Raw genomic sequence first — 15,273 nt, 5'->3', positions numbered from 1 at the left:
GCGGGCGCGACCAGGGGCAGGGTAACGCGGACCGGCCCGGTCCCCGCGCAGGGACCGGGCCGGCCGGGTGGACCGGGGCGGGACGCCTCGGTCGCCGGTGCCGCTAGTCGTCGATGTCGCTGGTGCGGGTCTCGCGCAGCAGGGCGAGCGCGACGAGGCTGACGACGGCCGTGCCGGCGAGGTAGAAGCCGACCCAGCTGACGCCGTGGGCGGCCGCGAGGCGCACCGCGGTGTAGGGGGCGAGCGAGGCCCCCAGGATGCTGCCGGCGTTGAAGGCGAGCGAGGCGCCGGTGTAGCGCACGTTCGTGGGGAACAGCTCCGGCAGGTAGGCGCCGATGGGCCCGAAGACCAGACCCATGAAGAACAGGCCGGCGCACAGCCACACCATGACCAGGGCCGTGCTGCCCGAGCCGAGCAGGGGCCCGGTGAGCAGGCCGACGGCGGCACCGCCGAGCATCGCGGTGGCCAGCACGGGCCGGCGGCCGAAGCGGTCCGAGAGCACCCCGGACAGCGGGGTGGCCGCCGCCATGAACAGGACGGCGATGCAGAGCATGAACAGGAAGTCCTGGCGCTCGTAGGCGAGCGTCTTGGTGCCGTAGGTGAGCGACCACGTGGTGGTCAGGTAGAAGAGCGTGTAGGTCAGCATCACCGAGAAGGCGCCCAGCACGAGCAGCTTCCAGCTGCCGCGGATCGTCTCGGCGATGGGGACGCGCACCTGCCGGTTCTCGGCGAGCGCCTTGGCGAAGACGGGGGTCTCGGCGAGGCTGAGGCGGATCCACAGGCCCAGGACGACCAGGGCGGCCGAGAGCAGGAACGGCACGCGCCAGCCCCAGGACAGGAAGGCCTCGTCGCTCATCGTGGAGGCGAGGACGATGAAGAGGGTGTTGGCGATGATGAAGCCCAGCGGGGCGCCGAGCTGCGGGAACATGCCGTAGAGCGCGCGCCGGTTCGGCGGCGCGTTCTCGGTGGCCAGCAGGGCGGCACCGCCCCACTCCCCGCCCAGGCCGAAGCCCTGGCCGAAGCGCAGCAGGCACAGCAGCGCGGGAGCGAGGTTGCCGACGCTCGCGTGGGTGGGCAGCACGCCGATGAGGACGGTGGAGATCCCCATGACCAGCAGCGCCGCCACGAGGGTCGCCTTGCGGCCGATGCGGTCGCCGAAGTGGCCGAAGACGACCGAGCCGATGGGCCGGGCGACGAAGGCGATGGCGAAGGTGGCCAGCGAGGCGAGCGTCTGGGCGGTCTCGTTCTCGGAGGGGAAGAACAGCGGGCCGAAGACGAGGACGGCGGCCGTGGCGTAGACGTAGAAGTCGTAGAACTCGATCGTCGTGCCGATGAGGCTGGCGGCGGCGACCCGGCGGACCGGGTTGGTGGGCGCGTCCCGCGGCGCGGCGGGCGGTGGGGCGGTCTGGTTCAGGTCGGACGGACCCATGGGACACCTTCGGTGGACGGGCTGGCTGCACGGATCGCGCCGCCGTCAGGGGTCCTCCTGCGCCCGGCGCGGGGCGCCCGGGAGCGCACCGGGGTCGCCGGTGGTGCTCGAGGGGCACCGGAAGGGTGCCCGAGCGCATGAGCGCTATCCACTTCGCGAGACAACCGTCTCACCTATTGAGATCGATCGTCGTCCCCCTCGCGGGCAGCCGGCGGCACCTCGCAGGAGGCGGCGGCGTCCGCGCCGCCCAGCAGGCGCGAGCGCACCAGGAACCGCACCCCGTCGGGGGCCTCCAGCGAGAAGCCCGCGCCCCGGCCCGGCACGAGGTCGATCGTCAGGTGCGTGTGCGCCCACCGCGCGTACTGCTCCCTCGACATCCACACCGGGACGCAGAACGCCTCCGACTGCCCCTCGGCGGGCACCACCACGTCGCCGAGGTGCTCGTCGGCGTCGGAGGTGAGGAAGTCCCCCGCTGCGAAGCACATCGGGGAACTGCCGTCGCAGCACCCTCCCGACTGGTGGAACATCAGCTCCCCGTGGCGCGCCCGCAGGCGGCGCAACTGCTGCGCCGCCCGCGGGGTCAGGGTCACCCTCTCCGGCACCGGGGCACCCGTCACGTCGGCACCGCCCGTCAGAAGAAGCCGAGCTTGGAGGTGGAGTAGCTCACCAGAAGGTTCTTCGTCTGCTGGTAGTGGTCGAGCATCATGCGGTGGTTCTCCCGGCCGATGCCAGAGCTCTTGTACCCGCCGAAGGCCGCGTGCGCGGGGTAGGCGTGGTAGTTGTTCGTCCACACCCGCCCGGCCTGGATGCCGCGACCCATCCGGTAGGCCAGGTGGACGTCGCGCGACCACACCCCGGCGCCCAGGCCGTAGAGGGTGTCGTTGGCCATCTTCAGGGCGTCGTCCGGGTCGTCGAACCTCGCCACCGACACGACCGGGCCGAAGATCTCCTCCTGGAAGATGCGCATCGAGTTCTCGCCCTCGAAGATCGTCGGCGTCACGTAGTACCCGCCGGACAGCTCCCCGCCGAGGTCGGCGCGCTCGCCGCCGGTGACGAGCTTGGCGCCCTCCTGCTTGCCGATGTCGATGTAGGACAGGATCTTCTCGAGCTGGTCGTTGCTCGCCTGCGCCCCGATCATCGTCGCGGTGTCCAGCGGGTCGCCCTGCACGACGGCCTTCGTGCGGGCCACCGCGTCGTCGAGGAACGAGTCGTAGATGCTGGACTGGATCAGTGCGCGCGAGGGGCAGGTGCACACCTCCCCCTGGTTCAGCGCGAACATGGTGAACCCCTCGAGGGCCTTGTCGTAGAAGTCGTCCCTGGCCCGGGCGACGTCCTCGAAGAAGATGTTCGGGCTCTTGCCGCCCAGCTCCAGCGTGACGGGGATGAGGTTCTGGCTGGCGTACTGCATGATCAGCCGGCCGGTCGTCGTCTCGCCGGTGAAGGCGATCTTGCGGATGCGCGGGGAGCTCGCCAGCGGCTTGCCGGCCTCGGCACCGAACCCGTTGACGACGTTGACGACGCCGGGCGGCAGCAGGTCGCCGATGAGGTCCATCAGCAGCATGATCGAGGCGGGCGTCTGCTCGGCGGGCTTGAGGACGACGGCGTTGCCGGCCGCGAGCGCCGGGGCGAGCTTCCAGACCGCCATGAGCAGCGGGAAGTTCCACGGGATGATCTGCCCGACCACGCCGAGCGGCTCGTGGAAGTGGTACGCGACGGTGTCGTCGTCGATCTGGGAGATGCCGCCCTCCTGGGCGCGCACCACGCCGGCGAAGTAGCGCAGGTGGTCGACCACCAGCGGCAGGTCGGCGGCCAGGCACTCGCGCACCGGCTTGCCGTTGTCCCACGTCTCGGCCACGGCGAGCTTCTCGAGGTTCTGCTCGATCCGGTCGGCGATGCGGTTGAGCACCAGCGCCCGCTCGGCGACGGACGTGCGGCCCCACGCGGGAGCGGCGGCGTGCGCGGCGTCCAGGGCGCGCTCGACGTCGTCGGCGGTGCCGCGGGCGATCTCGGTGAACACCTCGCCGGTGACGGGGGTGGGGTTCTCGAAGTACTCCCCCGAGGCGGGGGGTACGCGTTCGCCACCGATGTAGTGGTCGTACCGGCCGGCGTAGCTGACCACGCTGCCGGAGCGGCCGGGAGCCTCGTACACGGTCATGGGGACCTCCGCGGAGATGGACGCGGACGACCACCTCGTCGTCCGGTGCCCCCACGCTACGAGCGCGCGCGTTGCACCTCCGTTGCACGGACCGCGACCGGCGGCCGGCCGGTGAGGCGGGCGGCGCGCGCGAGCACCTCGCCGCGGGTCGGGTCCCCGGGCGCGAGGCGGCGCAGCAGCTCGTGCGCGACGTGCGGGTCGTCCCGCCCGGCGGCGCCCCGCGAGAAGCGCAGCAGCGCGTCGTCGTCCTCGCCCTCGAGCACGGCGGTGCGCAGCGCCACGAGCAGCTCCTCGCGCACCTCGCGCACCGCCGGCGCGTCGGAGGCCGGCAGCAGGTCGCCGACCCAGGCGTCGACGGCGTCACCGACCCGCCCCTCGCGCAGGGCGTCGCGCACCCGCACCGCGTCGCAGACCACCTCGCCGGCGAGCCGGTACGGCGAGGGCGTCAGCCCGAGCGCCCCACCGGTGCGCTCGGCGAGCACCGCGCGCAGCCGGTGCACCTCGGCGCGCACCGACACCGGCACCAGGCCGCGCTCGTCGAGGGCGCCGGCCAGCGCCCCGGCGCTCCACCCGGCGGCGGGCCCGGTCAGCAGCAGCAGGAGGAGCTCGGCGTGCCGCAGCGACAGGCGGTGCTCGCGCCCGCCGGCGCGCAGCACGGCCTCGCCGCCGAGCAGGCGCAACCCGGCGGCGGCCGGTGCCGCCGGGACGCCGGCCAGCCCGCGGCGCAGCGCCGCCACCCGCAGCTCGCCCTCGACCGCGCTCACCGCCGCGCGCACCAGCGCCAGCGCCCGCTCGCGCCCCAGGTCGTCGCCGCCGGTCAGGTCGAGGGCGCCCAGCACCCGGCCGGTGCGGGGGTCGCGCACCGGCGCGGCCGAGCAGCTCCAGCGCGTCGCGGCGGTGGCGTAGTGCTCCCCCGAGCGCACCCGCACGGGCCGGCCCAGGGCCAGGGCGGTGCCGGGGGCGTTGGTGCCCGCCGCCTCCTCGCTCCAGCGGGCGCCCGGCAGGAAGCTCATCGACTCCGCGGCACGGCGCAGCGCCGCGTCGCCCTCGACCCACAGCAGCGTGCCGTCCACGTCGCTGACGGCCAGGAGGACGGGCACGCCCAGCGGCTCGTCCAGCAGGAGCCGGCGCGCCGTCGGCAGCACCGGCGCCAGCGGGTGCGCCGCGCGCCGCTCGCGCAGGCCGGTCCCGTCCAGGGCCACCGGGGCCAGCACCCGGTCCGGGTCCAGCCCCGTGCCGCGGCTGCGCCACCACGAGGCCGAGACCACCTCGCGCGCGCCCGGCAGCGGAGCACCCGCGCGACCGTTCGCGCAGGAGGCCAGCCAGTCCTCGCGGGCGGCGCGGAGACCGCCGCGCGCCCGCTCCCCGGTACCCACCCGTGCACCACCCGCCGTCCTGAGCGATCGCCCTCGGCCGCTCGCGCCGACGGTAGGCGGGCGCGCGGTGCGCCGACAAGCGGGGCGCGGTGCGCCGACGAGCGCGGCGCGGCGACACCGAGCGCGGGAGTGCGACCATGCGGGCTGCCCGCACCACCGTCCCCGAGGAGCTGACGATGACCGACGGCCCGCGGCCGCTGAACCTGCGCGAGGTCGCCGAGGGCCTGCGCTCCCCGCGCCCGCCCGCCACCCCCGCCGGCGCGGCCTCCGCGCTGCGGGCGCCGTCGCGGCTGCGCGAGCTCGCCACCTGGCTGGCCGGCACCCGCGACGCCGACGTGGCCGGGCCGCTGGAGCGGGTGCGGCTGGTGGTGCTCGCCGGCGACCACGGCGTCGCCGCGCGGGGGGTGTCCGTGCTGCCCGCCGACGCCACCGCCGACGCGGTGCGCGCCCTGGTGGACGGCACCCACCCCGCGGCGGTGCTGGCCGCGGCGGACGGTGTGGAGCTGGCGGTGCACGCCGTCGGCGTGGCCGCCGGCGGACCGGGCGCGCAGCCCCTGCCACCGGCGGTCTCGGCGCGCGCGGTGCGCGCCGGCAGCGGTGACGCGGCGGTGACGGACGCGATGACGGCCGAGGAGACGGAGGCGGCCGTGCGCGCCGGGGCCGCGATCGCCGACGAGGCCGCCGACGAGGGCGTGGACCTGCTGCTGCTCGGGGACGTGGGCACGGGCGCGACGACGGTGGCCGCGACCCTCGTCGCCGCCTCCCTGCGCAAGGGGGCCGTGGACGTCGTGGGCCGCGGCAGCGGCATCGGCGACGACGCCTGGATGCGCAAGACGGCGGCCGTGCGCGACGCCGTGCGCCGCGCACGGCCGGTGGCGACCCGGCCCGCGGTCCTGCTGCAGACGGTCGGCAGCCCCGACACCGCCGCCGCCGTCGGGCTCCTGCTGCGCGCGGCGGCCCGGCGCACCCCCGTGCTGCTCGACGGCGTCGTGGGCGCGGCGGCGGCGCTGGTGGCCAGCCGCGCGGTTCCGGGGGCGGAGAAGTGGTGGGCGGTGGGCGCGCGCACCGCCGAGCCCGCGCAGCACCTGGCGCTGGAGCGGCTGAAGCTGACGCCGGTGCTGGACCTGGGGGCCGGCCGGGGGGCCGGCACGGGGGCGCTCGCGGCGCTGGGGGTGCTGCGGGCCGCGCAGGTGCTCGCCGCCGCGGACGCGGCGCTCACCCCGGAGCCGGAGCCCGAGCCCGAGCCGGAGTCCGGGGCGACGTCCGGGGTCGAACCCGGTCCCCTGCCGGGGCCGCTGCCGGAGGCGGGGCCGCTGCCGGAGGCGGGGCCGCTGCCGGAGGCGGGGCCGCTGCCGGAGGCGGGGCCGCTGCCGGAGGCGGGGGAGCCCGCGGGAGCCGGGGGCGACGCGAGCCGGCCGGGGAGCCCGGACACCGCTCGGTAGGGTGGGCGGGTGGTCCGCCTGGAGCTGAGCAGCAAGTCCGTCAAGAGCGTCGTCGCCGACGCCCTCGTGCTGGGGGCCCGCCGGGCCCCGGGGGCTGCGCCGGGCGCCGCCCCGGTGCTGGTGGGCGCCGACGACCTGCCCCGGTCGGCGCGCTCGGCCCTGGTGGAGTCCCTGACCGACCTGGGCGCCGACGGCGCGGCCGGCTCCGTGCACCTGGTGCCGCGCGTGGCGGGCGTGGCCGCGCCCCTCGTGGCGGTCGTCGGGCTCGGCGAGCAGGGGGACGACCACGAGGCGCTGCGCCGGGCCGCCGGCACCGCCGTGCGCGCCCTGGCCGGGCGCCGCCGGGTGGCGCTGGCGCTGCCCGCGCCCGACGCCGCGACCGCCGGCGCCCTCGCCGAGGGCGCGGCTCTGGGCGCCTACGCCTTCACCCGCTACCGGGCCGCCGAGCGCGAGCCCGTGGCGCAGGTGACGCTGCTGGTGGCCAAGCCGCGCGACAAGGCCCTGCGCGCCGCGCTGGAGCGCGCCCGCGTGGTGGGCGAGGCCGTCGCCGCCGCCCGCGACCTGGTGAACACCGCCCCCGGCGACCTGGCCCCGGCCGACCTCGCCGACGCCGCCCGCGACCTCGCCGACGGCACGGGCCTGAGCGTGCGCGTGCTGACGGAGGTGGAGCTGGCCGAGGGCGGCTACGGCGGCATCCTCGGCGTCGGGCAGGGTTCCGCCCGCCCGCCGCGGCTGGTCGTCGTCGAGCACGCGCCGAAGGGCGCGAAGGCCCACCTGGCGCTGGTGGGCAAGGGCATCACCTTCGACTCCGGCGGCCTGTCGCTGAAGCCGCCGGCCGGCATGGAGACGATGAAGAGCGACATGTCCGGGGCGGCGGCGGTCCTCGCCGCCGTCAGGGCGGTCGCCGACCTCGACCTGCCGGTGCGGGTGACCGGGTGGCTGGCCGTCGCCGAGAACATGCCCTCCGGAACGGCGATCCGGCCCTCGGACGTGCTGACGATGCACGGCGGCACCACGGTCGAGGTGCTCAACACCGACGCCGAGGGCCGCCTGGTGATGGCCGACGCGCTCGTGGCGGCGACCGCGGAGCAGCCGGACCGCGTCGTGGACGTGGCGACCCTCACGGGTGCGCAGGTCGTGGCGCTGGGCAACCGCGTCTCGGCCGTCATGGCCAACGACGACGCCTTCCGCGACGAGGTGCTCGCCGCCGCGGCGCGCGCCGGCGAGCAGTTCTGGCCCATGCCGCTGCCGCAGGAGCTGCGCGCGAGCCTGGACTCGCAGGTGGCCGACCTGGCCAACATCGGCGACCGGGCCGGCGGGATGCTCGTGGCGGGGCTGTTCCTGCGCGAGTTCGTCGGCGAGCGCGCGGACGGCACGCCCGTGCCGTGGGCGCACCTGGACATCGCGGGCCCGTCGTTCCTGACCTCCGAGCCGTACGGCTACACCCACCGCGGGGGCACGGGAGTGGCGGTGCGCACCCTGCTCGCACTCGCGGAGGACCTGGCCTCCTGACGCCCCGCGCGGGTTCAGCACCGGGATCCGCGCGGAGGGGTGCACTAAGAGCGACTGGCGCTATGCTCACAGTGACGGTCATACGGGGACGCCGGTCGTCCACCTGACCCAACCCACCCGCGCACCCCGCACCGACGGGGTCGATCACCGGAGGACCCATGCCCACGACGCACTCCACCTCGAACTCCGCCGCGCGCGCCCGGCTGCTCGTGCTGGCGCGTCGCGCCACGATCGCGGTGACCGCCTCGGCCGTGCTGGCCGGCGGTGGGCTGCTCACCGCGGGGGCGGCGTCCGCGGCGACCTCCGCGGCGACGGTCTCGGCGCGCAAGGAGTCCGTGGAGCGCAAGGAGGTCTCGTTCCGCAAGGAGTCCGTGAACCTGCGCAAGGAGTCGATCAGCCTGCGCAAGGAGTCCGTGAACCTGCGCAAGGAGTCGATCAGCCTGCGCAAGGAGTCCGTGAACCTGCGCAAGGAGTCGATCAGCCTGCGCAAGGAGTCCGTGAACCTGCGCAAGGAGTCGATCAGCCTGCGCAAGGAGTCCGTGAACCTGCGCAAGGAGTCGATCAGCCTGCGCAAGGAGTCCGTGAACCTGCGCAAGGAGTCGATCAGCCTGCGCAAGGAGTCCGTGAACCTGCGCAAGGAGTCGATCAGCCTGCGCAAGGAGTCCGTGAACCTGCGCAAGGAGTCGATCAGCCTGCGCAAGGAGTCCGTGAACCTGCGCAAGGAGTCGATCAGCCTGCGCAAGGAGTCCGTGAACCTGCGCAAGGAGTCGATCAGCCTGCGCAAGGAGTCCGTGAACCTGCGCAAGGAGTCGATCAGCCTGCGCAAGGAGTCCGTGAACCTGCGCAAGGAGTCGATCAGCCTGCGCAAGGAGTCCGTGAACCTGCGCAAGGAGTCGATCAGCCTGCGCAAGGAGTCCGTGAACCTGCGCAAGGAGTCGATCAGCCTGCGCAAGGAGTCCGTGAACCTGCGCAAGGAGTCGATCAGCCTGCGCAAGGAGTCCGTGAACCTGCGCAAGGAGTCGATCAGCCTGCGCAAGGAGTCCGTGAACCTGCGCAAGGAGTCGATCAGCCTGCGCAAGGAGTCCGTGAACCTGCGCAAGGAGTCGATCAGCCTGCGCAAGGAGTCCGTGAACCTCGAGCGCGAGCGCTGAGCCACCCGCACCCGCGAGGCGGGCCAGACGGCGGCGGCACCCCCCGGGTGCCGCCGCCGTCTCGCGTGGGGGGCGTGCTCCCCGTCACACGTGCCCGCTGGACCCCCCGCGGGGCGGGAGTGACAGAATCGCGCCGAGCAGTCCCAGCACAGCCGACCTAGGAGCTTTTCGTGGCAGGTGCCGCCGACCAGGAGTACGACGTCGTCATCCTCGGGGGAGGCAGCGGGGGCTACGCCTGCGCCCTGCGCTCGGCCGAGCTCGGGCTGTCCGTGGCCCTGGTGGAGAAGGACCTGCTCGGCGGGACCTGCCTCCACCGCGGCTGCATCCCCACCAAGGCCCTCATCCACGCCGCCGAGGTCGCCGACTCCGCGCGCGAGTCCGAGGCGTTCGGCGTGCGCGCCACCTTCGACTCCATCGACATGGCGGGGGTCAACAAGTACAAGGACGGCGTCATCGGGCGCCTGTACAAGGGCCTGCAGGGCCTGGTGAAGTCCCGCAAGGTCGAGCTCGTGCAGGGCACCGGCCGGCTGGTCGCCAAGAACGCCGTCGAGGTCGACGGCAAGCGCTACACCGGCAAGAACGTCGTCCTGGCCTCCGGCTCGTACTCGCGCTCCCTGCCGGGCCTCGAGATCGGCGGCAAGGTCATCACCAGCGAGCAGGCGCTGCAGCTGGACTCGGTGCCGAAGTCCGTGGTCGTCCTCGGCGGCGGCGTCATCGGCGTGGAGTTCGCCAGCGTCTGGAAGTCCTTCGGCGCCGACGTCACCATCGTCGAGGCGCTGCCCCACCTGGTCCCGCTGGAGGACGAGGCGGCCAGCAAGGCGCTGGAGCGCGCGTTCCGCAAGCGCGGCATCAAGTTCTCCCTCGGCGTCCGCTTCAAGGGCGTGGAGCAGAACGACTCCGGCGTCGTCGTCACCCTCGAGGACGGCAAGACGTTCGAGGCGGACCTGCTGCTCGTGGCCGTCGGCCGCGGCCCGAACACCGCCGGCCTCGGGTACGACGAGCAGGGCGTGACGATGGACCGCGGCTTCGTCCTCACCGACGAGCGGCTGCGCACCAACGTCGAGGGCGTGCGCGCCGTCGGCGACATCGTCCCCGGCCTGCAGCTGGCGCACCGCGGGTTCCAGCAGGGCATCTTCGTCGCCGAGGACATCGCCGGGCTGAACCCCGCCGTGATCGACGAGACCGGCATCCCCAAGGTGACGTACTCCGAGCCCGAGGTCGCCTCCGTGGGCCTGACCGAGGCGAAGGCCCGCGAGAAGTACGGCGACGTGGACGTCGTGGAGTACAACCTCGGCGGCAACGGCCGCAGCCAGATCATCGGCACCTCCGGCTTCGTGAAGCTGGTGCGCCAGAAGGACGGCCCGGTCGTCGGCGTGCACATGGTCGGTTCCCGCATGGGCGAGCAGGTCGGCGAGGCGCAGCTCATCGTCAACTGGGAGGCGTTCCCGGAGGACGTGGCGAACCTCGTGCACGCCCACCCGACGCAGAACGAGGCCCTCGGCGAGGCGCACCTGGCGCTGGCCGGCAAGCCGCTGCACTCGCACTCCTGAGTGTCCCGGCGGGCCGCATCGGCGCGGCCCCCCGATCCCGCCCGAACCCGTCGGCGTCCTCCGGGCGCCGGAACACGCCCGTCCGTGAGGAGAACCGAACAGATGTCGAACCCGGTGCAGATGCCGGCGCTCGGGGAGAGCGTCACCGAGGGCACCGTCACCCGCTGGCTGAAGTCGGTCGGTGACACCGTCGAGGTGGACGAGCCCCTGCTGGAGGTGTCCACCGACAAGGTCGACACCGAGATCCCCTCCCCCGTGGCCGGGACCCTGCTGGAGATCCTCGTCGGCGAGGACGAGACCGTCGAGGTCGGCACCGACCTCGCCCGCGTCGGCGACGCCTCCGAGCAGGGCTCCGCCCCGCAGCAGGACGCGCCCGCCCAGCAGCCCGCCCAGGAGCAGCCCGCTCCCGTGAAGGAGCCGCTGCAGACGCAGCCGGACCCGCGGGGCGAGTCGCTGGCCGACGAGGTCACCGAGCGCGAGACGGCCCGGCAGCAGGCCGAGGCCTCCACCCAGCCGGCCAGGAGCACGGGCGAGGGTGCCCCCGAGCCGCGCTCCACGCCGCAGCAGCAGGCTCCGCAGCAGCAGGCCCCGGCCCCGCGCCAGGAGGCTCCTCAGCCGACCGGCGGCAACACCTACGTGACGCCGCTGGTGCGCAAGCTCGCCAAGGAGCTCGACGTGGACCTGTCCACGGTCACCGGCACCGGGGTGGGTGGGCGCATCCGCAAGCAGGACGTGCAGCAGGCCGCCGACGAGGCCAGGGCCGCGGCCGAGAAGGCCCAGCAGGCCCCGGCGCAGCCCGCCGCCGCCGTGGCGCCCGAGCAGAAGCAGGCGCCGGCCTTCGAGGTCTCCGCCAAGCGCGGCACCACCGAGAAGATGTCCCGCCTGCGCAAGGTCATCGCTCAGCGCATGAAGGAGTCGCTGCAGAACTCCGCGCAGCTGACCACCGTCATCGAGGTCGACGTCACGCGCATCGCCCGGCTGCGGGCGCGCGCGAAGGACTCCTTCGCGGCCACCGAGGGCGCCAAGCTGACGTTCCTGCCGTTCTTCGTGAAGGCGACGGTCGAGGCGCTCAAGCAGCACCCGTCCCTGAACGCCAGCATCGACGGCGAGAACGTCGTCTACCACGCCAGCGAGAACATCTCGATGGCCGTGGACACCCCCAAGGGCCTCATCACGCCCGTCATCAAGGACGCCGGCGACCTCAACCTCGGCGGCATCGCCCGGAAGATCTCCGACCTGGCCGCCCGCACCCGGGCGAGCAAGATCACCCCGGACGACCTCGCCGGCGGCACCTTCACCATCACCAACACGGGCAGCATCGGGGCCCTGTTCGACACCCCGATCCTCAACGCCCCGCAGGTGGGCATCCTCGGCACCGGCGCGATCGTCAAGCGCCCCGTCGTCCTCACCGACGACGAGGGCCAGGAGACGATCGCGATCCGCTCGATGATGTACCTGGCCCTGTCCTACGACCACCAGATCGTGGACGGCGCGGACGCCGCGCGCTTCCTGCAGACGATCAAGAAGCGCATCGAGGGCGGCGCCTTCGAGGGCGAACTGGGTCTGTGACCCGCCCGGCGGCCACGGCCGCCGGGACCCGGCGCGCACGGCCCCGCCCCCTCCCGGGAGCGGGGCCGTGCGCGTCGTGGGAGGGTCCCAGCGGGAGCGGACGTCGAGGAGGGGACGAGCGGTGCGCGTCGTGGTGAGCGGGGCCAGCGGCCTCATCGGCAGGCACCTGGTGCGGCACCTGCGCGAGCAGGGCCACGAGGTCGTCACGCTCGTGCGCCGGGAGCCGCGCGGGCCGGGCGAGGTCCCCTGGGACCCGGCCGCCGGTCGGCTGGACCCCGCGCGGCTGGGGCCGGTCGACGGGGCGGTGAACCTCTCCGGCGCCGGCGTCGGCGACCACCGGTGGACCGACGCCCACAAGCAGCTCGTGCTGTCCTCGCGGGTGGACTCCACGCGCACGCTGGTGCGGGCGCTGCTGTCGCTGGAGACGGCCCCGCGCGTGCTGGTCAACGCCTCGGCGATCGGAGCCTACGGCGACGCCGGGGAGGCCGTGCTCACCGAGGACGCACCGTGGGGCACGGACTTCCTGGCCGAGGTCGTCGCCCGCTGGGAGGAGGCGACCGCACCGGCCGCCGAGGCCGGGGTGCGGGTGGCGCTGGCGCGCACCGGCCTGCTGGCCGACCCGGGCGGCGGTGCCTTCGGGCGCCTGCTGACGCTCTTCCGGCTCGGCCTGGGGGGCCCGCTCGGCGACGGCCGGCACTGGTGGAGCCTGATCTCCACCCCCGACGAGGTCGCCGCCCTGACGTTCCTGCTGGAGCAGCCGGTGTCGGGACCGGTGAACCTGGCGTGCCCGGCGCCGGCGCGCAACGCCGAGGTGACCCGCGCGCTCGGCCGTGCGCTGCACCGCCCCGCCCTGCTGACCGTGCCCCGCCCGGCCCTGCGCCTGGCGCTGGGAGAGTTCTCCGAGCAGGTCCTCGCGAGCCAGCGCGTGGTGCCGCGCGCCCTGCTGGACGCCGGGTTCCGCTTCCAGCACCCGGACGCGGTCTCCATCGCCGGCTGGCTGACCGGCGCGCGCCCCGGCGGCTGAGCGCGGCACCGGGGCGGGGCCGGTGCGGTGCGGGGTCAGCCGACGGCCTGCACCCGCCAGTGCCCCTCGACCCGCACGAGCGTCAGCCGGGACGTGCGCGGCGCGGACGGGGCCACGCTCGTCACCGACCCGCCGGGGCCGAGGACCTCGTGGGCCTGCGTGACCACGTCCGCCACGACCACCAGCTGCTCCGGGCCCGCGGACTCCACCTCGACGGCGGTGACGTCGAACCCGAGCCCCGACCACCGGCTCCCCTCGGCCACCACCTGCTCCAGCAGGGCGGTGTCCGAGGCGAGGGCCGGCGAACCCGGCGCGTCCACCGCGAGCAGCGCGGCGGCGTCCGCGGCGCGCAGCGCGTCCGCCCGCCGCGCGGCCAGCTCGCGCACCACGGCGCCGGCGTCGCCGTCGCGCAGCACGCGGTCCCCCACCCCTTCCGCGGGGGCGGGCACCTCCGGCGACGAGGAGGGCGGCGAGGAGGCGGACCCGGGTGCCGCCGCGTCCCCTCCGACCCCACCGCCGACCGCCACGGGGGCCTCGGGACCCCCCGGCGTCGCCGCGGGGGCGGTGCCGGCCGCGTCGGCCGCGTCGGCCGCGGGGGCGCCGGGACGCAGGAGCACCGCCGCCGTCAGCGCACCGGCGACGACGAGCGCCGCCACCCCACCGGCCAGGAGGCGCCGCGGCAGCGGCCGGGTGCCCGCCGCCGCCCGTGGCGCGCGGCGCCCCGCGACCGCCGCTGCGCCGGAGCCCGGGTCCGCGGGGTCCGCAGCGCCGGCCAGGGGCAGCGGGGGCGTCGCGCGACCCACCGGCCGGGTGACGGGCACGACGGGTGCCGCCACACCGGCACGCCCCCCGTCGGCCACCCGGCCGCTCGGCTCGCCGGTCGCCCCGCCCACCGGAGCACCGACCGGACCACCGACCGGGCCCGGTCGGCGCAGCGGGCCGGCGGGCGCCCACTCGCGCGCCACCGCCCGCAGCGGTCGCGGCTGAGCGCACCCGGCTGCCGCCTGCGCCAGCTCCCCCGGCGTGGGCCGGCGCGAGGGCTTGCGGTGCAGGCCCTCGCGCAGCACCGCGAGGAGCTCGGCGGAGGTGCCGGCCGGCAGCTCCGCCCCGGCGCGCCGGACCGCCCGCCGGCCGGCCCCGGCCGCGCCGGACGGCGGGACCCGGCCGGTCAGCGCCCACCACGCCACGGCCGCCAGGCCGTAGACGTCCGCCGCGGCGCCGAGGTCGCCCCCGGCCACCACGGCGGGGTCGGCGAAGCCGGGCGTGCCGAGCACGCTGCCGTGCGGGCGGCCCAGCGCCCGCGCCAGCCCCAGGTCGGCCAGCAGCGGCTCCCCGCGGGCGTCGAGCAGCACGTTGCCGGGCGCCACGTCGCCGTGGACCACGCCGGCGGAGTGCAGCTCCTCCAGCGCCGGGCCGAGCACGGACAGCAGCCCGACGACCTCCGCCGCGCCCAGGCGGTGCCGTCGCCGCACCACCTGGGCCAGGCTTCCGCCGGGGGCGAGGTCGAGCACCAGCACGGCGTTGCCGTCGCCGTCGCGGGAGATGTCGCGCACCGCGACCACCCGGGGGTGCCGCACCCGGCGCAGCAGGCTCAGCTCGTGCAGCGGGTCGGCCGCGGCGGTGGCGCCCCGCACCGGGTGCAGGACCTTCAGGGCGCACGGCACCCCGTCCGGCCCGGTTCCGGACCACACCACCGCGGAGCCGCCCGCCCCCAGCAGGTCCCCGACCTCGTAGCCGTCGACGCGCGGGGGCAGGTCCCGGGGGTCCTCCCCCAGCTCGGCGAGGGCGGCGCGCCGCGCCGCGCGGACCGCCCCGGCGAGCCCGGCACCCGGTACCCCCGCGGGGTCCTCGGCGGCGTGCCGGCCGCTGCGCACGGCCCGCACGCCCGCGACCGGATCACCCGCGCCGGTGCGCACGGGGTGGCCGGGCAGGTCCGCCGCGGGAGCGGGCGACGGATCGGCCGGCGAGGGCCCGGGCACGCGGCCGGGCGGGGTGTCGTCGAGGGGCACGCGGGACAGGGAACCGCACGCGGCGGGATGGCCGCGCTCGTCATCCACAGCCTCGA

Annotated in this window: 11 protein-coding genes; 6 read left to right on the top strand and 5 right to left on the bottom strand. The window is 75.7% G+C overall.

The genetic code is table 11. The annotated features are described in order from the left end of the window. Positions 1-103: 103 nt before the first annotated feature. From V9U69_RS01905 to V9U69_RS01890, 4 genes are all read right to left on the bottom strand, one after another. Positions 104-1,429 carry an MFS transporter gene (locus tag V9U69_RS01905; protein ID WP_337059595.1) on the bottom strand — a complete coding sequence of 442 codons (1,326 nt, stop codon included), beginning with the start codon at positions 1,427-1,429 and terminating at the stop codon, positions 104-106. A gap of 173 nt (positions 1,430-1,602) precedes the next feature. Next, positions 1,603-2,031 (bottom strand): DUF779 domain-containing protein, encoded by a 429-nt coding sequence (locus V9U69_RS01900; protein ID WP_337059594.1) that lies wholly within the window; start codon positions 2,029-2,031, stop codon positions 1,603-1,605. Positions 2,032-2,060: 29 nt separating this feature from the next. Next, positions 2,061-3,584 (bottom strand): aldehyde dehydrogenase, encoded by a 1,524-nt coding sequence (adh, locus tag V9U69_RS01895; protein ID WP_337059593.1) that lies wholly within the window; start codon positions 3,582-3,584, stop codon positions 2,061-2,063. Positions 3,585-3,640: 56 nt separating this feature from the next. Beyond that, positions 3,641-4,960: a GAF domain-containing protein gene (locus V9U69_RS01890; protein WP_337059592.1), complete on the bottom strand. Its 1,320-nt coding sequence runs from the start codon at positions 4,958-4,960 to the stop codon at positions 3,641-3,643. A 137-nt stretch (positions 4,961-5,097) separates the two neighbouring features. On the opposite strand from V9U69_RS01890, the gene V9U69_RS01885 reads away from it, so the two are divergent. The 6 genes from V9U69_RS01885 (at position 5,098) to V9U69_RS01860 (ending at position 13,208) form a co-directional block, all read left to right on the top strand. After that, on the top strand, positions 5,098-6,402 hold the full coding sequence (locus V9U69_RS01885; RefSeq protein WP_337059591.1) for a nicotinate-nucleotide--dimethylbenzimidazole phosphoribosyltransferase: 1,305 nt from the start codon (positions 5,098-5,100) through the stop codon (positions 6,400-6,402). A 9-nt stretch (positions 6,403-6,411) separates the two neighbouring features. Further along, entirely contained in the window at positions 6,412-7,914 is a 1,503-nt protein-coding gene (locus tag V9U69_RS01880) for a leucyl aminopeptidase (RefSeq protein WP_337059589.1), read from the top strand. Between the two features lie 158 nt (positions 7,915-8,072). Beyond that, entirely contained in the window at positions 8,073-9,065 is a 993-nt protein-coding gene (locus V9U69_RS01875; protein ID WP_337059588.1) for a hypothetical protein, read from the top strand. 170 nt (positions 9,066-9,235) lie between these two features. Beyond that, on the top strand, positions 9,236-10,615 hold the full coding sequence (gene lpdA / locus V9U69_RS01870) for a dihydrolipoyl dehydrogenase (protein WP_337059587.1): 1,380 nt from the start codon (positions 9,236-9,238) through the stop codon (positions 10,613-10,615). Between the two features lie 102 nt (positions 10,616-10,717). Then, positions 10,718-12,184: a 2-oxoglutarate dehydrogenase, E2 component, dihydrolipoamide succinyltransferase gene (gene sucB / locus V9U69_RS01865; protein WP_337059586.1), complete on the top strand. Its 1,467-nt coding sequence runs from the start codon at positions 10,718-10,720 to the stop codon at positions 12,182-12,184. Positions 12,185-12,305: 121 nt separating this feature from the next. Beyond that, a complete protein-coding gene (locus tag V9U69_RS01860; RefSeq protein ID WP_337059585.1) occupies positions 12,306-13,208 on the top strand; it encodes a TIGR01777 family oxidoreductase in 903 nt (300 codons plus the stop codon). A gap of 35 nt (positions 13,209-13,243) precedes the next feature. On the opposite strand, the gene V9U69_RS01855 is transcribed toward V9U69_RS01860, so the two are convergent. Further along, positions 13,244-15,217, bottom strand: coding sequence for a serine/threonine-protein kinase (locus tag V9U69_RS01855; protein WP_337059584.1), 1,974 nt, complete (start codon positions 15,215-15,217; stop codon positions 13,244-13,246). Positions 15,218-15,273 lie beyond the last annotated feature (56 nt).

This window comes from Kineococcus sp. G2 (genome assembly GCF_037154035.1).
GTDB lineage: Bacteria > Actinomycetota > Actinomycetes > Actinomycetales > Kineococcaceae > Kineococcus.
The sequence above is the reverse complement of the archived record's forward strand: the minus strand, read 5'-3'. Positions and strand labels throughout refer to the sequence as shown.